This is a genomic window from Telluria sp. ZB4P36, from assembly GCF_059685865.1.
On sequence record NZ_JCASIE010000002.1, the window covers coordinates 221,233 to 241,441 of the forward strand.

Annotated in this window: 18 protein-coding genes; 12 read left to right on the top strand and 6 right to left on the bottom strand. The window is 67.2% G+C overall.

Annotated elements, in window-relative coordinates:
• Positions 1-303 precede the first annotated feature (303 nt).
• The 3 genes from AC56LK_RS03795 (at position 304) to AC56LK_RS03805 (ending at position 3,360) form a co-directional block, all read left to right on the top strand.
• A complete protein-coding gene (locus tag AC56LK_RS03795) occupies positions 304-1,284 on the top strand; it encodes a tripartite tricarboxylate transporter substrate binding protein BugD (protein WP_497183234.1) in 981 nt (326 codons plus the stop codon).
• A 90-nt stretch (positions 1,285-1,374) separates the two neighbouring features.
• Complete coding sequence (locus tag AC56LK_RS03800) at positions 1,375-1,851, top strand: tripartite tricarboxylate transporter TctB family protein (protein ID WP_497183235.1); 477 nt, start codon at positions 1,375-1,377, stop codon at positions 1,849-1,851.
• A 3-nt stretch (positions 1,852-1,854) separates the two neighbouring features.
• On the top strand, positions 1,855-3,360 hold the full coding sequence (locus AC56LK_RS03805) for a tripartite tricarboxylate transporter permease (RefSeq protein ID WP_497183236.1): 1,506 nt from the start codon (positions 1,855-1,857) through the stop codon (positions 3,358-3,360).
• A gap of 62 nt (positions 3,361-3,422) precedes the next feature.
• Here the strand turns inward: AC56LK_RS03805 and pagP are convergent, their stop codons facing one another.
• The 3 genes from pagP to AC56LK_RS03820 all read right to left on the bottom strand — a co-directional run bounded on the left by pagP (position 3,423) and on the right by AC56LK_RS03820 (position 7,297).
• Positions 3,423-3,980 (bottom strand): lipid IV(A) palmitoyltransferase PagP, encoded by a 558-nt coding sequence (gene pagP, locus AC56LK_RS03810; RefSeq protein WP_497183237.1) that lies wholly within the window; start codon positions 3,978-3,980, stop codon positions 3,423-3,425.
• 144 nt (positions 3,981-4,124) lie between these two features.
• Positions 4,125-6,497 (bottom strand): DNA polymerase II, encoded by a 2,373-nt coding sequence (locus AC56LK_RS03815; RefSeq protein ID WP_497183238.1) that lies wholly within the window; start codon positions 6,495-6,497, stop codon positions 4,125-4,127.
• On the bottom strand, positions 6,497-7,297 hold the full coding sequence (locus tag AC56LK_RS03820; protein WP_497183515.1) for a ferritin-like domain-containing protein: 801 nt from the start codon (positions 7,295-7,297) through the stop codon (positions 6,497-6,499). The genes AC56LK_RS03815 and AC56LK_RS03820 overlap by 1 nt, the downstream gene beginning before the upstream one ends.
• Before the next feature lie 91 nt (positions 7,298-7,388).
• On the opposite strand from AC56LK_RS03820, the gene AC56LK_RS03825 reads away from it, so the two are divergent.
• Entirely contained in the window at positions 7,389-7,946 is a 558-nt protein-coding gene (locus AC56LK_RS03825; RefSeq protein WP_497183239.1) for a cysteine hydrolase family protein, read from the top strand.
• 113 nt (positions 7,947-8,059) lie between these two features.
• Entirely contained in the window at positions 8,060-8,623 is a 564-nt protein-coding gene (locus tag AC56LK_RS03830; RefSeq protein ID WP_497183240.1) for a hypothetical protein, read from the top strand.
• A 3-nt stretch (positions 8,624-8,626) separates the two neighbouring features.
• Here AC56LK_RS03830 and AC56LK_RS03835 read toward each other — a convergent pair whose 3' ends face one another.
• On the bottom strand, positions 8,627-9,418 hold the full coding sequence (locus tag AC56LK_RS03835; RefSeq protein WP_497183241.1) for a LytR/AlgR family response regulator transcription factor: 792 nt from the start codon (positions 9,416-9,418) through the stop codon (positions 8,627-8,629).
• Positions 9,415-10,548, bottom strand: coding sequence for a sensor histidine kinase (locus AC56LK_RS03840; protein ID WP_497183242.1), 1,134 nt, complete (start codon positions 10,546-10,548; stop codon positions 9,415-9,417). Before AC56LK_RS03840 ends, AC56LK_RS03835 begins: the two co-directional genes overlap by 4 nt.
• Positions 10,549-10,845: 297 nt before the next feature.
• Between AC56LK_RS03840 and AC56LK_RS03845 the strand changes: the two genes are divergently transcribed.
• The 3 genes from AC56LK_RS03845 to AC56LK_RS03855 are packed head-to-tail and all read left to right on the top strand — an operon-like array spanning position 10,846 to position 13,472.
• Positions 10,846-12,009 carry an exo-alpha-sialidase gene (locus AC56LK_RS03845; protein WP_497183243.1) on the top strand — a complete coding sequence of 388 codons (1,164 nt, stop codon included), beginning with the start codon at positions 10,846-10,848 and terminating at the stop codon, positions 12,007-12,009.
• Positions 12,009-12,662, top strand: a complete 654-nt coding sequence (locus AC56LK_RS03850; protein ID WP_497183244.1) for a hypothetical protein — start codon at positions 12,009-12,011, stop codon at positions 12,660-12,662. Before AC56LK_RS03845 ends, AC56LK_RS03850 begins: the two co-directional genes overlap by 1 nt.
• Before the next feature lie 3 nt (positions 12,663-12,665).
• Positions 12,666-13,472: a hypothetical protein gene (locus tag AC56LK_RS03855; RefSeq protein WP_497183245.1), complete on the top strand. Its 807-nt coding sequence runs from the start codon at positions 12,666-12,668 to the stop codon at positions 13,470-13,472.
• A gap of 36 nt (positions 13,473-13,508) precedes the next feature.
• Here AC56LK_RS03855 and AC56LK_RS03860 read toward each other — a convergent pair whose 3' ends face one another.
• Positions 13,509-15,998 (bottom strand): TonB-dependent receptor plug domain-containing protein, encoded by a 2,490-nt coding sequence (locus AC56LK_RS03860; RefSeq protein WP_497183246.1) that lies wholly within the window; start codon positions 15,996-15,998, stop codon positions 13,509-13,511.
• Between the two features lie 202 nt (positions 15,999-16,200).
• Between AC56LK_RS03860 and AC56LK_RS03865 the strand changes: the two genes are divergently transcribed.
• The 4 genes from AC56LK_RS03865 (at position 16,201) to AC56LK_RS03880 (ending at position 20,093) form a co-directional block, all read left to right on the top strand.
• Positions 16,201-17,085 (top strand): alpha/beta fold hydrolase, encoded by an 885-nt coding sequence (locus tag AC56LK_RS03865; RefSeq protein WP_497183247.1) that lies wholly within the window; start codon positions 16,201-16,203, stop codon positions 17,083-17,085.
• 94 nt (positions 17,086-17,179) lie between these two features.
• Positions 17,180-17,983, top strand: coding sequence for an SPFH domain-containing protein (locus tag AC56LK_RS03870; protein ID WP_497183248.1), 804 nt, complete (start codon positions 17,180-17,182; stop codon positions 17,981-17,983).
• A gap of 112 nt (positions 17,984-18,095) precedes the next feature.
• Complete coding sequence (locus AC56LK_RS03875) at positions 18,096-19,484, top strand: APC family permease (protein ID WP_497183249.1); 1,389 nt, start codon at positions 18,096-18,098, stop codon at positions 19,482-19,484.
• 18 nt (positions 19,485-19,502) lie between these two features.
• Complete coding sequence (locus tag AC56LK_RS03880) at positions 19,503-20,093, top strand: SAM-dependent methyltransferase (protein ID WP_497183250.1); 591 nt, start codon at positions 19,503-19,505, stop codon at positions 20,091-20,093.
• Positions 20,094-20,209: the final 116 nt, after the last annotated feature.

Here is a 20,209-nt window from a genome sequence, read left to right on the forward strand (position 1 = left end):
GGGGCGCGTATGTTTTTGTCAACAGACCCGCATGCGGCGGGCTCCGGTCATGCCGGGCGCATGAGAGCGAGACCCAGGCGGGGCCGGCGTTTCCGCATTGTTCAGCTACTTTTCCCTGTCGCCATACGGGTTTCCACGTAGTTGCAAATCTAACTATTTGCTGGTACAACCAGTCCTGCGTATGCACGCACTCCATGCACGCTGGCTGGCTCTGTCGTGTCCTGCACCGTGGCTGTCCTGGAGCGTTTTTGCGTCGCCGTACTGATAAACCGAGATAAAAACCGAGGTTAGAGGAAGACACCCATGAAAACGACATTCCTGCGCTCCGCCGCAGCCATCGCCCTGGCCTGCGCCGCGTTCTCAAACGCTTCAGCCCAGAACTATCCGACCAACACCATCACCATGATCGTGCCCTTTGCCGCCGGTGGACCGACCGACACCGTGGCGCGTCTGGTGGCCCAGTCGATGGGCAACACCCTCAAGCAGCAGATCATCGTCGAGAACGTCGGCGGCGCCGGCGGCACCATCGGCGCGGCGCGCGTGGCCAAGGCAACGCCGGACGGCTACACGATCTTCCTGCACCACATCGGCCACTCGACCGCGCCGGCCCTGTACCGCAAGCTGAGCTACAACGCGATCGACAGCTTCGAGCCGATCGGCCTGGTCACCGACGTGCCGATGACCCTGATCGCCAAGAAGGACTTCCCGGCCAAGGACTTCAAGGAACTGCTGGCCTACGTGAAGGCCAACAAGTCCAAGGTCACCTACGCCAACGCCGGCCTGGGCTCGGCCTCGCACCTGTGCGGCATGCTGTTCCAGACCGCCATCGGCGTCGACCTGACCACCGTCCCCTACAAGGGTACCGGCCCGGCCATGAACGACATGCTGGGCGGCCAGGTGGACCTGATGTGCGACCAGACCACCAATACCACCAGCCAGATCAAGAGCGGAAAGGTCAAGGTCTACGGCGTGACCACCAAGGAACGCCTGGCGTCGATGCCGAACGTGCCGACCATGAATGAAGCCGGCTTGCCGGGCTTCGAGGTGGCGGTGTGGCACGGCATGTACGCGCCGAAGGGCACGCCGAAGCCTGTCATCGACACCTTGTCGAGCGCCCTGCGCACGGCCCTCAAGGACCCGACCGTCAAGCAGCGCTTCGCCGACCTCGGCACCGAACCGGTGGCGGAAAACCGCGCCCGTCCGGAAGCCCTGCGTGCCCACGTGAAGTCGGAAATCGATCGCTGGGGCCCGATCATCAGCAAGGCCGGCCAGTACGCCGACTGATCGGCAACAGCGATGCTGAAGGCTGCGCGGCTTTTGGGCAGGCGCAGCCTTTTCAATACCTGACAACAACAAGTAACAAAGGGGTTCGCAGTGACTTCCATCGTCCGCCATCCTAAGAATTTCTGGATCGGCCTCATCTTCCTATGCTTCGGCCTTGCCGCCATCTACCTCATCGGTGACAACGAGATGGGCAGCGCCGGCCGCATGGGCCCGGGCTATTTCCCCACCGTGCTCGGCGGCCTGCTGGCCCTCGTCGGCCTCGGCGGCATCATCCGCTCCTTCATCGGGCAAAGGTCCGAGGCCCATGACGCGATCGGCACCTTCCACATCAAGGACATCGTCATCATCCTGGGCGCCGTGATCCTGTTCGGCATCCTGATGCGCGGCGCCGGTCTCCCGGTCGCCGCCTTCGTACTGGTATTGCTGAGCGCCTTCGCCAGCAAGCAGTTCAAGCTCGGCAGCTCGCTGCTGCTCGCCGTCGGCCTGGCGCTGTTCGCCGTGCTGCTGTTCGTCAAACTGCTCGGCCTGCCGATGCCGGTCATCGGCCCTTGGCTGGGAGGAATGTAAGACATGGAAATCTTTGCCAACCTGGGACTGGGTCTTGAAACGGCCTTCACCCTCACCAATCTGTTCTACTGCCTGGTCGGCGTGTTCGTCGGCACCGCCGTCGGGGTGCTGCCGGGCCTCGGTCCGATCGCCACCATCGCGATGCTGCTGCCGGCCACCTTCGGCCTGCCGCCGGTCTCGGCGCTGATCATGCTGTCCGGTATCTACTACGGCGCCCAGTACGGCGGCTCGACCACCGCGATCCTGGTCAACCTGCCGGGCGAATCGTCCTCGGTCGTGACCGCGCTGGACGGCTACCAGATGGCGCGCAACGGCAATGCCGGCAAGGCGCTGGCCACCGCGGCACTGTCCTCCTTCTTTGCCGGCACCGTGGCCACCATCCTGCTGGCGCTGTTCGCCCCGCCGCTGGCCGACCTGGCGCTCAAGTTCGGCCCGGCCGAATACTTCTCGCTGATGGTGCTGGGCCTGGTCGCCTCGGTGGTGCTGGCGAGCGGCTCCCTGCTCAACGCCATCGGCATGGTCCTGCTCGGCCTGCTGCTCGGCCTGATCGGCACCGACGTCAATTCGGGCGCCCAGCGCTACACCTTCGACGTGCCTGAGCTGGCCGACGGCATCAACTTCGTGATCGTCGCGATGGGCATGTTCGGCATCGGCGAAATCATCCGCAACCTGGAGCATGGCGAGGACCGCAACCTCTTGATGAAGAAGGTCTCGGGCCTGATGCTGACCAAGGACGACCTCAAGCGCATCGTCGCGCCGGTCCTGCGCGGCACCTTCCTCGGCTCGGCGCTGGGCATCCTGCCGGGCGGCGGCGCCATGCTGGCCTCGTTTGCGTCCTACTCTATCGAGAAGAAGATCTCGCCCAACGCGAAGAATTTCGGCAAGGGCGCGATCGAGGGCGTGGCGGCGCCGGAATCGGCCAACAATGCCGGCGCCCAGACTTCCTTCATCCCGATGCTCACCCTCGGCATCCCGTCGAACCCGGTGATGGCGCTGATGATCGGCGCGATGATCATCCAGGGCATCCAGCCGGGACCGGCCGTCATGACCGAGCAGCCGGCCCTGTTCTGGGGCCTGATCGTGTCGATGTGGTTCGGTAACCTGTTCCTGGTGGTGCTGAACCTGCCGATGATCGGCCTGTGGGTCAAGATGATCCTGGTGCCCTACCACCGCCTGTATCCGGCGATCCTGATGTTCTGCGCGATCGGCGTGTTCAGCCTGAACAACAACGAGTTCGACATCTGGCTGATGGCACTGTTCGGCCTGTTCGGCTACATCTGCGCCAAGCTGGGTGCGGAACCGGCGCCGATGCTGCTCGGCTACATCATCGGCCCGATGATGGAGGAATACCTGCGCCGCGCGCTGCTGCTCTCGCACAGCGACCCGATGGTCTTCGTGCGCAGCCCGATCAGCGCCACCATGCTGGCCATGGCGGCGATCGCGCTGGGCATTGTGCTGCTGCCGTCGCTGCGCAAGAAGCGTCAGGAAGCGTTCGCAGAGGACGAGTGAACCGTACGGTGGCCGGCACTGTCGGCCACCCTGACCAGTGGGCTCAATCTCCTGGGGAACTATCACTTAGGCAATGTAACCTTCGCAAAAATGAAGAACAAGTTACCTGTATTGCGTCTACCCGGCGTGAACGTTGTCATGAGCGATAGACGGCCGACCTCAACGGACATCAACGGAAACGCTCCGGGAATGGGCACGTAGCGCCCCACATCGTGGCGTGCCGTGATGAATGCAGTGTAGCCAACATGAAATGATGCTTCGCCCACTCGGGCAAGCGGATAAAGCCTGGCATAGCCCACGACTGGCTCAACTTTAAAATACGAATCCTTGAAAGCCATCGCATAGAGTCCATGCCATCCGCCCTGTGCATCTTTGAAGCTACGGCCATAGCCCAGGCCGTAAGTGTTCTCATTGAAGGACGCCACCATCCCTGGGCTGTAAGCGCGTCGCAGGTGGTGCGTGTGCAGCGGCAGATAAATATTGGTATCGCCCTCATTCCAGATGCGTGCGAGCTCTGAAGCGACGGCGCTTTTGAACGAAGAGTTCGTGTCTGATTCTGCGGCGAACACGTGCGCTGTGCCACTCATGGCGAGAAGCACGGCAAGCAAAAGTCGATTCATCGAGAATGATATGTGGCAGGTCAACTACAAGGCCGTATCGGCGAAGTCCTTGGCGCAGGCTTTGTTACCTGGAAAGCCGGCGACCTGGAAAGTATAGCCGCCAATCGACTGACGCAGCGCTCATCCAGGCGCTCGCCAGATGGATCAGAACAACGCGCCCTGCGGACTGGTCAGCCGCGCGAAGCTGTCACCCACGAAGGGCAGGATCGCATCCGCAATCGGCTCCAGCTGCTTCGTCAGATAGTGTTCGTAGTCGACCGGCGCCCTCCGCAGTTCCAGCGGCTCCGGCCCCGCGGTCGTCATCACGTAGCGAATCCAGCCTCCCCTGCGGTACTGCGCCGGCCGTCCCTGGCCGGTGTGGAAGGCGTCGGCCATGCGCGCCGCCCGCACGTGCGGCGGCACGTTGCGCTCGTACTCGTCGAGCGGGCGGCGCAGGCGCTTGCGGTAGACCAGCAGTTCGTCCAGCTCCCCGCGCAGCGTGCGCGCCACGTAGTCGGCCACCCAGGCCTCGTAGGGTTCGCGCCGGAAGATGCGCAGGTAGAGCTCCTGCTGGAACTGCTGCGCCAGCGGCGACCAGTCGGTGCGCACCGTCTCCAGTCCCTTGTAGACCACCTCCTCCTTGCCGTCCGCGTCGGCCACCAGGCCGGCGTAGCGCTTCTTGCTGCCCTCATCCGAACCGCGCACGGTCGGCATCAGGAAGCGCGCGTAATGGGTGTCGAATTCCAGCTCCAGGCTCGACGCCAGCCCGTACTCCTCGCGCAGGTGCTCGCGCCACCAGCCATTCACCCGCTCGACCAGCGCGTGTCCGATGCGCTCCGCTTCCTGTTGGCCATGCGCCACGCCGAGCCACACGAAGGTGGAGTCGGTGTCGCCGTAGATCACCTGGTAGCCCTGCGCCTCGATCAGGGCGCGGGTGCGGTGCATGATCTCGTGGCCGCGCATGGTGATCGAGGACGCCAGGCGCGGGTCGAAGAAGCGGCATGCAGTGGTACCCAGCACGCCGTAGAAGGCGTTCATGATGATCTTCAGCGACTGCGACAATGGCGAATTGCGCTCGCGCTTGGCCTGCTCGCGGCCTTCCCATACCTGGCGCACGATGCCGGGCAGGCAGTGGCGCGTGCGCGAGAAGCGCCCGCCGCGAAAGCCCGGGACGGTGTTCTCCTCGGGTTCGGCCAGGCCGGACACCAGGCCGACCGGGTCGATCAGGAAGGTGCGGATGATCGAGGGATACAGGCTTTTATAGTCGAGCACCACCACCGAATCGTAGAGGCCGGAGCGTGAATCCATCACGAAGCCGCCGGGGCTGTCGCCTGCCGCGACGTCGCCGATATTCGGCGCGACGAAGCCCTGGCGGTGCATCAGCGGCATGTAGCGATGCTCGAAGGCCGCCACCGAGCCGCCCATGCGGTCCAGCGCCAGGCCGGTGACGCTGGCGCGCTCCAGCAGGAAGCGGACCAGCTCGGTCTTCTCGAAGATGCGGGTGACCAGTTCGCAGTCCTTCAGGTTGTAGAAGGCCAGCGCCGGCTTGTCCTCGGCGAACATGCGGTTGATCTCGTCCATCCGGCTGTAGGGATTGTCGATCGCCTTGCCTTCGCCCAGCAGGGCTTGGGTCACCGACTCCAGGCTGAACGAGGAAAAGCTGTAGGTGGCCGAGCGCAGCGCCTCGATGCCGTCGATGACCAGGCGTCCCGCGATCGACACGAAGAAGTGCTCCGAACGCCCATGCTCACGGGTCTCGATGGCGCTGCCGTCGCGGCCCAGGCGCAGCGGGCGGCCGCGGCGCTCCGCTGCCTGGACCAGCATGCGCAGGTCGAACTGGATCACGTTCCAGCCGATGATGGCGTCCGGGTCGTGCCGTTCGATCCATTCTTCCAGGCGGTCGAGCAGTTCGGCGCGGCTCGCGCAGTAGTCGAGCTGGAAGTCCAGTGCACGTTCGGCGCCGTTCGGCTCCCCCAGCATGTAGACCTGGCGCTGGCCGCAGCCCTCCAGTCCGATGCAGTACAGTTCGCCGTGCTGGTTGGTCTCGATGTCGAGCGAGACCAGGCGCAGTCGGGGGCGGTAATCGCCGTCCGGCTTAAGCTGGGCGTCGAGGATCAGGCGCGGGTCCTGCGCATCCGGGCTGCCCTGCACCAGCACCGGCGCCGTGATGAAGCGCTCCATCAGGTAACGCTCGGGCGGGCGCACGTCGGCTTCGTAGACGTCGACGCCAAATTCTCTCAGGCGCTTCTCCAGGCGCAGCAGCTGGCGGTACTGACGGCAGTACAGGCCGAGCACGGGCCGGTGCTGGAAGTCGCACAGGGACAGCTCCTTCAGCTCCCAGCCCTTCTTTTCGCTGTGCAGCACCAGCTCGGCCGCGGCGCGCTGCTCGAGCGGCAGGAAGGCGACCGGCGCCTGCGGCCCCAGGCGCACGCAGCGCGGACCGTCGTCGGTGGCGATCCAGAATTCGACTTCGGTGCCGGCATCAAGATCGCGCCAGTGGCGGGTCAGCAGGAAGCCCTGCAGCGCTGATGTGTCCATCACGAAAAGCGGGCCAGCTCCGCTTCGCTGAAGCCAGCCTGGCGCCGCGCCTCGATGTTGAAGGGACCCTTCAAGACCGGCGCCTTGTAGCGCACCGTCAGGTCGGCATAGGTGGCCACCGGCTCCAGCCCGCGCAGGGCGCACAGGTGCAGGTACCAGCGGTTGCCGATCTCCACATGGCCCACCTCGTCGCGCAGCAGCACGTCGAGGATGGCAGCAGCATCCAGGTCGCCGGCCTGGGCCAGCTTGGCGCGCAGCGGCGGGATCGCATCGAGCCCGCGCGCTTCCAGCGTGCGCGGAACCAGGGCCATGCGCGCCAGCACGTCGCCGCGGGTCTTCTCGACCATCTCCCACAGGCTGTCGTGGCCCGCGAAGTCGCCATAGGCATAGCCGAGCGTGGCCAGGTGGGCGCTCAGCATGGTGAAGTGCTGCGCTTCCTCGCCCGCCACGCGCAGCCAGTCGGTGTAGTAATCCCGCGGCATGCCGGGGAAGCGCCACAGGGCGTCGAGGGCCAGGTTGACGGCGTTGAATTCGATGTGGGCCAGCGCGTGGACCAGCATGGCGCGGCCTTCGACGGTCGCCATCGAGCGCCGGCCGACCTGGCGCGGCGGCACCAGCTCGGGCCGCGCGGGACGGCCGGGGATGCCGTCGGGTGCCTCCAGCACCGCGTCCGTGTCGACGGTCCAGTCGCCGGCCCGGTGGGCGGCCACCAGCGCAGCCACGCCGGCGGCCTTGGAGGCGGGATCGGTGTCGAGCAGTGATTGCAGAGCGCGTGCGCGAAGCTCCAGCGGTTGCGCCATCATCGAGGCCTTCAGGATTATCAAAGGCGCTAGTGTACCAAAGCCGTCCTCCTGCGTTAGCATGGTGGTTTCGACAACCCCTGGCCAGCCCATGCGACACGACCTCCCTGCCCTGATCCTCATCGACATGCAGCAATGCATGGCCAGCCCTTCAGCGGGGGCACGCAACAACCATGGAGCGGAAGCCAGCATCGCCGCGCTGCTGGAAGCTTGGCGCGGCCGCGGCGCCCCGATAGTCCACGTGCGCCACATCTCGCGCTCGCCCGGGTCGGGTTTCGCGCCCGGCCGGCCCGGCGCCATGTTCCAGCCGGCCTTCGCGCCGCGCCCCGGCGAGCACGTGGTCGAGAAGAACGTGCCGGACGCCTTCATCCAATCCGGCCTCGAACGCTGGCTGCGGGTGCGCGGGATCGAGCGCCTGGTGGTGGCCGGGGTCAGCACCAACGTCTCGGTCGAGTGCAGCGTGCGCAGTGCCGGCAATCTCGGCTTCAGCGTGACAGTTGCCGCCGACGCCTGCTACTGCTTCGCGCAGCGCGACCATGCGGGCACGCAGCGCAGCGCCGACGAGGTGCACGCGATGTCGCTGGCGAACCTCGCCGCCGAATACGCCGCGGTCCTCGGCACCGGCGACGCCCTGGCGATGCTGGATTGAGTCGGCCGAACCACACTCTACCCAAAGCGCATTGTGGTAAAAGCGGCAAGCTTGATAAGATGGCCGGCCCGGCCTCGTATTGACGGCCGGGCTCACCGCAAAGGATCCGTGCCATGTTCGCCCGCCCTGCCCTGCATTCCCGCCTCATCCTCGCCATCTCCGCCTTCGCCCTCGAAACCTGCCATCTCGGCTGGGCATACACCCATGGCGGGGTGCCTGCGCACCACCTGCTGAACAATCCCGAGCTGCCCGCGATCTCCAACTGGTGGGGCCTGCTGGTGGTGCCGCTGCTGGTGTGGTTCCTGGTGGGTCGCATCCAGCGCCGCGCCGCGACCCTGGTGCAGGCCGGCAGCCGCGAGCGCTTCCGCTCCCTGGCGCAGGCGCGCTTCGCGATTGCACTGGTGTGGGGCGCGGCGCTGGCGCTGGCCTTTACGCTGGGTCATCCTGCGGTGACCTGGATCTTCTTCGGCGCCTTCGCCGCGGCCCTGTTGGTGCACGCCTGGCGCGCCGAGATCGTGCTCGGCTTCGCCCTCGGCATGACCTTCACCTTCGGTGCCGTGCTGCCGGTGCTGATCGCCTCGGTCATCGCGGCCTGCTCCTTCGCGGCCCACCTGCTGGCGGGGACGGTGCTGCGGCTGGTGCGCGGCGGCCGCGCCCGCGGCACCGGCCTGCCCTGATCCTTACATTTGCCGGAACAGGTGGGCGTACACCGGGCTGACGCGCGGCTGTTCGGGACGGTTGCGCAGGGTGAGCATCACCTTGCCCATGGTGTCGCGCCCGGCGCTGGCGACGCAGGACATGTTCACCACCATGCTGCGGTTGATCTGCCGGAACTGCGCCGGGTCCAGCTGCGGCAGCAATTCCTTGAGCGGCACCCGGATCAGGGATTCGTGTTCGCCGGTCGCCACGTTGACATATTTGTCGGTGGCCTGGAAGAACACCACCTCCGACACCGGGATCATGCGCACCATGTTGCCGACCGCGGCGCGCACGATGCTCAGGCGCTCGGGCGCGGCGCCGGCCGGCACCAGGGCCTGCAGCCGGCCGACCAGCTGGGCCAGCGGATCGCTGTCCTCGCCATCCCGACCTTTGGCGAGCAGCCCCTGCAGGCGTTCGACCGTGCGCGCAAGGCGCGCCTCGTTCACCGGCTTGAGCACGTAGTCGGCCGCGGCCTGCTCGAAGGCCTGCACCGCGTAGTCGTCGTAGGCCGTCACGAACACTACGTGCGGGAAAGGCGCCGGGCCTTCCCAGCGCTCGGCCAGTTCCTCGGCCGCTTCGATGCCGGTCTGGCCGGGCATCTTGATGTCCATGAACAGCACCTCGGGCTGCAGCATCAATGCCTGCTCGACGGCGGCGACGCCGTTCGGCGCGGTGCCGACGATGTCGAGCTCGGGCCACAGCTTGGCAAGCAGGCGGGCGAGGGTCGCCGCCAGGATCGGTTCGTCTTCTGCAATCAGGGCCTTGACGCTCATGCGGTCTCCAGGGGTAAGGTGAGGCGGACTAGCGTGCCTTGCGCCGGTCCGGGAACGAGCAGGACGGAGGCGCGCTCGCCGTACAGCACGCGCAGCCGCTCGCGGGTGGTGGCGACGCCGACGCCGCCGCCGGATGTTGCGCTTGCCTGGCCGAGGCCCAGGCCGGTGTCCTGCACGCGGATGTCGAGCAGGCCGTCGCGCGCCTCGGCCGAGATCGTGATCTCGCCACCCTCGATCTTCGGCTCCAGGCCGTGCACGATCGCATTCTCGACCAGCGGCTGCAGCAGCATCGGCGGCAGCCGCAGCCGGCGCAGCTCCGGGGGCAGCGCGAGGCGGTAGGCCAGACGCTCGCCCATCCGTACGCCCATCAGGCCGAGATAGGCCTCCATGGCGGCGAATTCCTCGCCCAGGGTAGTGCTCTCCGAGCGCGTGACGCCCAGGGTGGCGCGCAGGTACTGGATCAGCTGGTCGAGCATGGTGTTGGCGCGTTCCGGGTCGAGCGCGATCAGGCCCTGCAGGTTGGCCAGGGTATTGAACAGCATGTGCGGCTCGATCTGGGCCTGCAGCAGGCGCAGCTGCGCCTGCAGGGCCTGGCGCTCGACCGTCTCGGCGCGCAGGCGTGCCGCATGGTGCTCGCGCTCGGCGCGCCGGAATCCCTCGCGGTGGGCCTGCAGCAGCATGCCGCCGCACAGGATGAGGAAGGTCAGGATGATCAGGCTGACGCGCGGCAGCGTCGGATAGTCGGCCAGGCCCGGTGGATTGTGGTCGAGCAGGCGGCCCACCAGCTGCACGACGGTGAAATGGGCCACCGGTGCGGCCAGCGCCGCCACGCCGAACAGCGCCAGCCACTGGCGGCCATGCCGCGGTTCGGGCCAGAACAGCAGCCGCGCGGCATCGACGATGACGAAGCCCAGCACGGCGATGCAGCAGGAATACAGCAGCTGCTCGTACAGCGTCTCGGGACGGCCGATCACCAGGGTGATCACCACCGCCGCCAGCGCGCCCATGGCGAGCGCCAGCCGCAGGTCGCGCAGCAGGACCGCCGCAACCGAGGTCCCCTCGGGCACGGATGGCGGTGGCGGGGGTGTTTGCATGTCCAGGCGCATGCTGCCGGGTGGAGGGCTTGTCATTTTGTCTCGCTCCGGTGTGTTCAGATGCCCGCATTCTCCTCAGCCGGCGCCATCTGGGCAAGCCGGATGCGACGAATTCGCTTTCCGCTACCGTGAACCGGCCTCCCGCGCCACCCGAGTGTGGCGCAGGCGTCGCCGGATTGCACCAGAGAATGCCATCTGCGGACCTTTCCTGTAGGATAGCGCCTTTGCCGGTTACAGCCCAGCCAGCTTTGAGCGACGGCGGCCGCTACCCGGCAGTTCGTTGCCTTTACAGACAGAGTCGCGGACCGGCCTTGCCCGGCTCGCAGGGAGTTTATGGAGCCTTCCCCGCCAGCGCGCACGACTGCGCGCCGCCTTACCGCCCTTGCCTGCGCAACGGTGGTGCTGGCCATCGCCGCCGCCGAGGCGGCCCGCTGGACCCGCAGCGCGCGCGCCGCCGCCGCTCCCGCCACGGTACAGACCGTCCTGCCGGGACCTGCGGCCCTGTCCGAACTGTCGCGTTCCCTCATCCCGATGCCGCAGAATACGCCCTCGGCGCATGCCAGCGCGATGGCGACCCTGCCGGGCGACCGCATGCTGAGCTTCTGGTGGGCCGGCAGCCGCGAGAGCGGCCCGGACGTCAAGGTCTACGCCGCCCGATGGCAGGACGGCAAATGGGGCACGCCCTGGGAAGTCGCCAGCCGCGATTCGCTCGGCACGGCGCTCGGCTACGGTGTGCGCCGCATCGGCAACCCGGTCGCCTGGACGGGGCCCGACGGCCGCATCCACCTGTACGTGGTCGCCACCGGCCTGGGCGGCTGGGCGGCCTCGCGCGTCGCCCACATGGTGTCGGCGGACGAAGGCAAGACCTTCGAGATGCGGCGCGTGCTGCCGATGTCGCCGCTCTTCAATACCAGCGTGCTGGTGCGCACCAACGCGGTCGGCCTGGTCGACGGCGGCTGGTGGCTGCCGGTGTATTTCGAAATCGGCATCAAGTACCCGATGATGATGGCCTTCGACGCCGACGGCGAACCGACCGGACTGGGACGGATCGGTGCGCGCACCACCACCCTGCAGCCGGCCATCGTGCCGGTCTCAAAGCGCGAGGTGCGCGCCTGGATGCGCGACGCCAGCGACGAGCGGCGCGTCCAGCATGCGCGCAGCCGCGACGGCGGCGCCAGCTGGGAAGACCTGCCGCCGCTGGAACTGAACAACGAAAACACCTCGATGGCCGCGCTGCGCCTGGCGAATGGCGACTTCCTGATGCTGCACAACCACATCCGCGCGGGCGGTTCCTCGCGCAGCCTGCTGCGCCTGTCGCTGTCGAAGGATGGCCAAACCTGGCGCACCGCCGCCGATGTCGCCATCGGCGCAGCGGGCGACGAATTCTCGTACCCGACCATGCAGCAGGTCGGCAACGAGCTGCACGTCACCTACACCTTCCAGCGCCGGGCGATCGCGCACCACCGCTACCGCATCAGCATCGGGGAGAACATCTGATGGCCTTGCCCGAGCTTTTCTCGCAATTCGTGTATGCGCGCCTGGCCTGGGCGCTGGTGCTGGCCGCGCTGTTGGGCGCCCTCTGGCCCGCGGCCTGGCGCCTGCCGCGCCGCGTGCTGGCAGGCCTCGTCGCGGCCTGCCTGGCCCTGACGGCGCTGCCGGGTCCGGCGTCGCCCGCATGGCACCTGGGCCTGGCCTTCCAGTACCCGAGCGGCCTGCTGGCCGGCCTCTGCCTCGCCGCACTGGTGGCGCGTTGGCGCAGTGCGGACGGCGCGGGCCCCATCCTGCCGCTGCCGCTGGCCGCGCTGCTAGCCGTGAGCGGCGCGCTGCTCTACCTCGACGCCTTCGGCCTGCTGGCAGGCGGTTATTACTACGCCGGCTTCGGCCCCGGTGCGGCGCTGTGCGCGGTGCTGCTGGCCGCCGCCTGTGCGCTGGCCGCCGTGCGCGGCCGGGGCAGGACCCAGGCCTGCGCCATCCTCGGCGCGCTGCTGCTGTTCTCGCTGGCGCGCCTGCCGAGCGGGAACCTGTGGGACGCCCTGCTCGACCCGCTGCTGTGGGGCTGGTCCCTCGTTTCTCTGGGCGCCGCCGCCCTGCGCGCCCTGCTGTCGCGCGGCGCGCGGGCAGTCGATCCGTTTTCACCCATCAAGGAGTAGTCTGTGGCAAACAAGAAATGGTTTCTCCATCCCGCAATCGCCACCGGGATTTTCATCAACGTCTGCGTGCTGCTGCTCTCGGTCGCCTGGTCGGACGAACCGGCCAAGCTGGATCGCCTGCTGGTCGAGGACGGGATCGTCGAATGGATGCAGTTCCTCTGCTTCAGCGCGCTCGCCGGCCTGCTCGGCTTCGCGTTCTCGGAGCGATTGAAGCGCAGCGACCGCGGCGTGCTGGAATTGCTGGCACTGGGCGGCCTGAGCCTGCTGTGCGCCCTCGCGGCCCTGGAAGAAATCAGCTGGTTCCAGCGCATCCTCGACGTCCAGTCGTCGGACTTCTTCCTGCAGAATAACCGCCAGGGCGAGACCAATATCCACAACCTCGCCGTCGGCAACGGCAGCCTGCACAAGAACGTGCTGCTGAAGCTGATCTTCATCGCCGGCATCACCCACAACCTGATCCTGCCGCTCGTGGCGCGTTTCAAGCCGGGCGTACAGCGCTGGGTCGAATCGATGGGCCTGTATTTGCCGCCGCTGTCGGCCTCGGTGCCCTACTTGGTGCTGGTGGCCCTGTCGCACACCCTGATCGAGCACCCGCGCAAGGGCGAGCTGGGCGAGATGTTCGGCGCCGTCCACTACATGGCAACCGTGTTCGGCGCCTATTTTGCCGGCGTCGCCTACAGCCGTCCGACCCTGTTCGAGAACGCCGGCGATATCCGCCGCCTGTCGAAGCTGTTCGCGCTGTGGATGCTGTTCCTCTTGATGACCGGCTGGCTGCTCAGCGCCGGTGCCGGCGCCGTCGTCAATCAATAACAAGGTGGGAGGCATCGCCTCCCACCTTGTCTTCCATCAGAACCCGTAGTTCATGCGGGCATAGAGGAAGCGTCCGCCGCGGCCGAAGGGCGCGTAGTTCGCGAACGGCGTGTTGCCGGTGCTGTTCAGCACCGGAGGCAGGGTCTCCGGATACTGGTCGAACACGTTGTCCGCGCCCAGCGCCAGGCTCAGCTTCGGCGTGAAGGCATAGCGCGCCTCGAGGTCGACCAGCGTCTTCGCACCCATCCAGAAGTCCAGCGCCGCGGTGGTCCCCGGCGACAGGGTCTTGCCGTAGCGGGTCGCACGGAAGGTCGCGCCCCATTGGCCCAGCTTCCAGTTCACGTTGGCGCTGATCTTGTTCTCCGGCTGGCCCTTCTCCAGCGACAGCACGTTCAGGCGGTCGAACAGCACCGGCGCCGGGTTCAGGGCGGCCAGCTGCGCCGTCACCGGTGTCTTGGTCACCTTGGTGTCGGTGAAGTTGCCGGCCAGGGTGAAGTCGAAGTTACCGGCGCCCGCCGTCTTCAGCGGCCAGTTCACCACCACGTCCACGCCCTGGGTGCGGGTATCGACGCCGTTGATGAAGAAGCGGCCGCCGCCCACCCCTGTGATCCCCTGGGAGATGATGTAGTTGCGGACGTTGGCCTGGGTCAGGTTCTCGGACAGGATGATGCGGTCTTCGATGTCGATCCGGTAGGCGTCGACGGTGATGCTGAACGGGTCGAAGCGCATCACCGCGCCGAGCGAGGCATTCACCGACTTTTCCGCTTCCAGCGGCTTGGCGCCGAGCGCCACCGCCACCCGGTCGGTCGGCCGGAAGGTGGTGATCTCGAAGGGCACGCCGTTGATGAAGTTGGTCGAGGTGGCGGTGAAGTTCTGCTGCTGCGGCGATGGCGCGCGGAAGCCGTTCTGGATCGCGCCGCGCAGGGCGAAGGCCTTGCTGAAGTCGTAGCGGCCCGAGAGCTTGCCGGCCAGGCTGTTGCCGAAGTCGGTATAGTGCTCGCCGCGCACCGCGACCGAGGCCAGGAACTGAGGCGTGATGTTCGCTTCCAGGTCGACGAAGGCGCCGATCGCGCTGCGGTGGGCATCGACCTCGTTGGCCGGACGGAAGCCCGGGAAGACCTGGGCGCCCGGGGCCGCCGGGACGCCGCTCGGCAGGATCTCGGGGCCGGCGCGCCAGGAGTCCGGCTCGCCCGCGAACAGCTGGTAGCCTTCGCGGCGCGCTTCCATGCCGACCGCGAGGTTCAGCGGCGAGGACAGGTTCGCCATGTCGAGCGAGCGCACGCCGGTCACGTTGAACACCAGCTGGTCATACGAATAGCCGCCGGCGTAGAACTCACGCTTGCTGCCGGCGCCGATCGAGCGGTTCAGGGTGTTCTCGATGTCGTAGGCCATGCGGTTGACGCCGTAGCCGAGCGAGGCATCCATGTCCCAGCTGCCCGCGGTCCAGGTGACGCCGCCGGTAGCCGAGAAGTCGTTGACGCTCGGCGCGATGATCGGCAGGAAGCCGTTCGGGTAGATCGACAGGATGTTGCGCGCATCCTGGGCCGGGCGGAAGAAGCCGCCCGAGCGCGCGAAGCGGTTCTGGCCGCTGGCCCAGCCGTACAGCTTGACGCCGTCGCCCAGGTCGTAGCCGGCATTCGCGAACAGGGTGACCTGTTCCATCTCCGGCTCGCCGTACCAGGCGTTGAAGCGGTCGATGCTCAGCTCGCGCGGATCGAAGGCGCCGCCGGCCACGCGCGGGTACTGCTGGCGCATGTCGTAGCCGCTGCGCTCGGTGCGTTCCTGCTTCTTGTATTCGGCGGCGACGGTGAGGTAGCCGGCTTCGCCCAGGGCCAGGCCCTTCCACAGGCTGACGGTGCCGGTCTGGCCGTCGGTGCGCTTGCGCGATGCGGGCGCGGTCCAGGTGGCGCCGGCCGGGGCAACGTCGTTCCACAGATCGTATTCGGTCTTGCGCGCGCCGTAGGTGACGCTGGCCTCGCCGCCCGTGCGGTCCGTACGCAGGCGCAGGTTGACCACGCCCGAGATTGCATCGGACCCGTACTGGGCGGCGGCGCCGTCGCGCAGCACCTCGACGCTTTTGACGATCGCGGTCGGGATGGTGTTCATGTCCACCGCCGCCGAGCCGCGGCCGATCGAGCCGTTGACGTTGACCAGCGAGGACGCATGGCGGCGCTTGGAATTCACCAGCACCAGGGTCTGGTCCGGCGCCATGCCGCGCAGGGTGGCGGGACGGATGGTGTCGGTGCCGTCGGTGATGGCCGGACGCGGGAAGTTCAGCGAAGGCAGCGCGATCGACAGCGCCTGGTTCATCTCGGTGCTGCCGGTGTTCTTGATGGTCTCGGCCGAGATGATGTCGACCGGGGCGGCCGTATCGAGCGCGGTGCGGTTGGCCACGCGGGTGCCGGTGACGACCACCGTGGCGGAAGCCGCCGGGTCGGTCGACACGGTGTCCTGCGCATGCGCGCCGGAGAACAGCGAGGCGATGGCAAGGGCAAGGACCGTCTTTTCCGTTACATGTTTCTGCATCTGTGAATTCCTCTTGTTGTTGTTGCGCGCCGGGTCTGGTGAGGGCGCCAATCGATACTGCTGGGCACGGTAGAAGATGTCAATTCGTAAAACTTGCAATTGGGCATATTTACAACAGTCCGGGGCCCGTCAGGCTGGCGTAAGGCATGAACGGCCCAGGCTGTTACACTTTTCCTCTCGATCGTCCTGGACCCACCTATAAATGCTCTTTCCCGGTTTCCAAGCTGTCCGCGCCGCGGGCGCCGACGGCGTCACCATTGCCGGCGTGATGGGCGGCGCCGGCCCGCCGCTGCTGCTGCTGCACGGCCACCCGCAGACCCACGCGATCTGGCACAAGCTCGCGCCCACCCTGCAGCGGGATTTCACCGTGGTCGCGCTCGACCTGCGCGGCTACGGCGACTCGTCCAAGCCGCACGGCGCGCCGGACCATGCGAACTACAGCAAGCGCAGCATGGCCGCCGACATGCTGGCGGCCATGCGCAGCCTCGGCTTCGCGCGCTTCCGCGTGATGGCGCACGACCGCGGGGCCCGCGTGGCGCACCGCCTGATGGCCGACCACCCGCAGGCGGTCGAGCGCGCGGTGCTGCTCGACATCGCGCCCACGCTGGCCATGTACGAAGGGACGAGCGAGGCCTTTGCGCGCGCCTACTGGCACTGGTTCTTCCTGATCCAGCCCGCGCCGCTGCCCGAACGCCTGATCGAGGCCGATCCCGCCGCCTACCTGCGCGATGTGATGGGGCGCCGCAGCGCCGGCCTGGCGCCTTTCGATCCGCGCGCGCTGGCCGAATACACACGCTGCCTCGCCCTGCCCGGCACCGCCCACGGGATCTGCGAGGACTACCGCGCCGCCGCCGGGATCGACCTGGAGCACGACCGTGCCGACCGCGACGCCGGCCGCAGCATCGACATGCCCTTGCTGGCCCTGTGGGGTGCTCAGGGCGTGGTGCAACGCTGCTTCGATCCTCTGCGCGAATGGCGCAGGGTGGCGACGCAGGTCGAGGGCGAGGCCCTTCCTTGCGGCCACTACATCCCGGAAGAAGCGCCCGAGGCGCTGCTGGCACGCGCGCTGCCTTTCCTGGCCCGGTGAGAAACCGAGGATTTCTTCTCTCCGAAAGCTGTTATCTTTCCCTGCGCGCCGGTCAATACGCCGGTGCGCTTGGGAAAACCTGAAAGAGAGAACAATGAAAAAACTATATCTCGCCATCGCCGTGGCAGCCGCCATCGGCGTCCTTGCCAGCGGCTGCACCATCGTCGATACCGGCGAAGTGGGCCTGCGCGTCAACTTCGACAAGACCATCGAGCCGGAAGAGCGCGTCGCCGGCAGCTTCAACCAGACCCTGGTGGGCAAGATCCTCACCTTCCCGGTGAAGGACGTCAGCGTCGACGTGCAGAACCTGACCCCGCTCGCCGCCGACAACTCGACCATGAAGGAATTCGATATCAGCGTGATCTACAACATCACGCCCTCGTCGGTGTCTGACCTCTACATCAACAAGAGCCGATCCTTCCACAATGTGGACGACAGCGGCGACATCTACCTGATGCACGCCTACATCTACCAGACCGCGCGCAATGCCGTGTACAAGACCGCGCGCAAGTACGAGGCGCTGAACATGAACGACAACCGCGCCCAGATCGAGCAGGAGATCCAGCAGGTCATGGCCGCCACCCTGAACGAGGAAAAGCTCAACGGCATCGTGATCTCGCAGGTGCGCGTCGGGAGCATGGTGCCGAGCGACGCGGTCAAGGCCAGCGCCGACAACCTGGTGCGTGCCAAGAACGAAGAGAAGACCAAGGAGGTCGAGGTGCAGATCGCGAAGAAGGAGGCCGAGCGCATCGCGGCGCTGAATGCGAATGCGGGCGCGATCAGCTACATGCAGGCGCAGGCCCAGATGAAGATTGCGGAAGGGATTGCCGAGGGCAAGGTGCAGACTGTGGTGATTCCTTACGACTTCAAGGGCATGGTCAACGTCAGCGCGAAGTAAACCCTTCCCATCCACGCGGCAGGATTCAGCCGCGCGCCACGCGCGAAAACCCTTCCCTATAATCCTCGCCGCAGGCCCCGTCGTCTCCCTCCAGCACCTTGACCGGCACCACATGGACCGCACCGAAGAGGACGCGTTTGCCCCAGGCGGCGACGGCACCGAGCCGCGCCGGCTGCTCGGCCTGCGCGAGGCCATTGCCCTCATCGTCGGCGTCGTGATCGGCGCCGGCATCTTCAAATCGCCCTCCATCGTCGCCGGACTCAGCGGTAGTGCCGACTGGATGTTCGGCATGTGGATCCTGGGCGGCCTGATCTCGCTGGTCGGCGCCCTGTGCTATTCGGAACTGAGCACGGCCTATCCCCATCCGGGCGGCGACTACCATTTCCTGCACCGCGCCTACGGCCGCGGCACCGCCTTCCTGTTCGGCTGGGCCCGCTTTGCAGTGATCACCACCGGCTCGATCGCCCTGCTGGCCTTCGTATTCGGCGACTACATGCAGCAGGCCGTGCCGCTCAGCATGCTGCCCGCGGGCTGGGGCGCGACCGCCTACGCCTGCGCCGTGATCCTCGTCCTGTCGCTCCTCAACCTGCGGGGCCTGCGCACCGGCGCCGGCGCCCAGACCTGGCTGACCCTGGCCGAGATCGGTGGCCTGATACTGCTGGCCGCGGCCGCCGCCTTCTTCACGGAACCGGCCCCGGCGGTGGCGCCGGTGGCGGCGACGGCGGCGCCGGTCTCCTTCGGCCTGGCCATGGTCTTCGTGCTGCTCACCTATGGCGGCTGGAACGAGGCCGCCTACATCAGCGCCGAGGTACGCGGCGGCGCCACCAGCATGGTGCGCGCACTGAGCTTCTCGATCCTGATCATCACCGTGCTCTACCTGATGGTCACCTGGGCCTGCCTGCAGACCCTGGGCATGCAGGGCATGGCGGCATCCGAGACCCTGGCCGCCGACGTCATGGGACGCGCCTTCGGCGCATCCGGCGAGAAACTGATCTGCGTGCTGGTGGCGATCTCGGCCCTCACCTCGATCAACGCGACCATGATCGTCGGCGCCCGCACCGGCTACGCCATGGGACGCGACTGGCGCCCGCTCAGGCAGCTCGGCCGCTGGGACGCCGAACGCGGCACCCCGGCGGTGGCGCTGTCGGTCCAGTGCGGCGCCGCCCTGCTGCTGGTCGGCCTCGGGGTCGCGTTCGGCAGCGGCTTCAAGGCCATGGTCGAGTTCACGGCGCCGGTGTTCTGGCTGTTCTTCCTGCTCAGCGGCGTGTCGCTGTTCGTGCTGCGGCGGCGCGAACCCGACCTGCCGCGTCCCTTCCGCGTGCCCCTGTATCCCCTGCTGCCGCTGCTGTTCTGCGCCAGCTGCGCCTACATGCTCTGGTCCAGCCTGTCCTATGTGTACAGCCAGTCGCTCGGCGGGCTGAACGCTGCCTGGATCGGAGTCGCCGTCCTCGCCAGCGGATCGCTGCTGCTGCTCTTCCTCGACCGCGAGGACCTCCCGTAATTCAACCAAGGAGCGCCCATGAGTACCGACCAACGCCGCCGTACCCTGCTGCTGTCCGCCGCCGCCGCGGCGGGCGCGAGCCTCTTGCCCGCCCGCTCGCTGCCGGCCCAGGAAGTCGAGCCATCGCGCCTGGACGTGCCCTACGTGCCGACGCCGCAGGAAGTGGTGGAGCGGATGCTGTCGATGGCGCGGGTGGGCAAGAACGACGTGCTGTACGACCTCGGCTGCGGCGATGGCCGCATCGTGGTCACCGCCGCCAGGACGCGCGGCGCCCGCGGCACCGGCATCGACCTCAATCCGGTACGCATCGCCGAAGCGAAGGAAAACGCCAGGGCCGCCGGTGTGGCCGACCGCGTCAGCTTCAAGGTGGGCGACCTGTTCGAGGCCGACGTCTCGCCGGCCACCGTGGTCACGCTCTACCTGCTGCCTTCCGTGAACGTCAAGCTGCGGCCGCGCTTGTGGCGGCAGCTCAGGGTCGGCACGCGCGTGGTTTCCCACGCCTTCGACATGGGGCCGGAATGGCCGCCTGAAAGGAAGGACGACGTCGACGGCCGCACGATTTACTACTGGACAATTACCGAGGCCAACAAGCGGGCGGTGAAGGCCTGAACGGGACGTCTCCCGCTGGCTGTCGCCCAAGGCATTTTGTCATTTCCTAATTGTTGCCCAGGATGTAAGCTAGCGGTCCCAGCGCAAGCTGGCGACGCCCGCGGCCCATCCGCGCC

What these genes read in the sequence shown, in the direction of transcription:
- AC56LK_RS03830 (WP_497183240.1), top strand. Translation starts at nt 8,060, where the DNA reads ATGTTCGCCCGCCCTGCCCTGCATTCCCGCCTCATCCTCGCCATCTCC.
- AC56LK_RS03880 (WP_497183250.1), top strand. Translation starts at nt 19,503, where the DNA reads ATGAGTACCGACCAACGCCGCCGTACCCTGCTGCTGTCCGCCGCCGCC.
- AC56LK_RS03860 (WP_497183246.1), bottom strand. Translation starts at nt 15,998, where the DNA reads ATGCAGAAACATGTAACGGAAAAGACGGTCCTTGCCCTTGCCATCGCC.
- AC56LK_RS03825 (WP_497183239.1), top strand. Translation starts at nt 7,389, where the DNA reads ATGCGACACGACCTCCCTGCCCTGATCCTCATCGACATGCAGCAATGC.
- AC56LK_RS03820 (WP_497183515.1), bottom strand. Translation starts at nt 7,297, where the DNA reads ATGGCGCAACCGCTGGAGCTTCGCGCACGCGCTCTGCAATCACTGCTC.
- AC56LK_RS03850 (WP_497183244.1), top strand. Translation starts at nt 12,009, where the DNA reads ATGGCCTTGCCCGAGCTTTTCTCGCAATTCGTGTATGCGCGCCTGGCC.
- AC56LK_RS03870 (WP_497183248.1), top strand. Translation starts at nt 17,180, where the DNA reads ATGAAAAAACTATATCTCGCCATCGCCGTGGCAGCCGCCATCGGCGTC.
- AC56LK_RS03805 (WP_497183236.1), top strand. Translation starts at nt 1,855, where the DNA reads ATGGAAATCTTTGCCAACCTGGGACTGGGTCTTGAAACGGCCTTCACC.
- pagP (WP_497183237.1), bottom strand. Translation starts at nt 3,980, where the DNA reads ATGAATCGACTTTTGCTTGCCGTGCTTCTCGCCATGAGTGGCACAGCG.
- AC56LK_RS03840 (WP_497183242.1), bottom strand. Translation starts at nt 10,548, where the DNA reads ATGACAAGCCCTCCACCCGGCAGCATGCGCCTGGACATGCAAACACCC.
- AC56LK_RS03865 (WP_497183247.1), top strand. Translation starts at nt 16,201, where the DNA reads ATGCTCTTTCCCGGTTTCCAAGCTGTCCGCGCCGCGGGCGCCGACGGC.
- AC56LK_RS03815 (WP_497183238.1), bottom strand. Translation starts at nt 6,497, where the DNA reads ATGGACACATCAGCGCTGCAGGGCTTCCTGCTGACCCGCCACTGGCGC.
- AC56LK_RS03795 (WP_497183234.1), top strand. Translation starts at nt 304, where the DNA reads ATGAAAACGACATTCCTGCGCTCCGCCGCAGCCATCGCCCTGGCCTGC.
- AC56LK_RS03875 (WP_497183249.1), top strand. Translation starts at nt 18,096, where the DNA reads ATGGACCGCACCGAAGAGGACGCGTTTGCCCCAGGCGGCGACGGCACC.
- AC56LK_RS03845 (WP_497183243.1), top strand. Translation starts at nt 10,846, where the DNA reads ATGGAGCCTTCCCCGCCAGCGCGCACGACTGCGCGCCGCCTTACCGCC.
- AC56LK_RS03835 (WP_497183241.1), bottom strand. Translation starts at nt 9,418, where the DNA reads ATGAGCGTCAAGGCCCTGATTGCAGAAGACGAACCGATCCTGGCGGCG.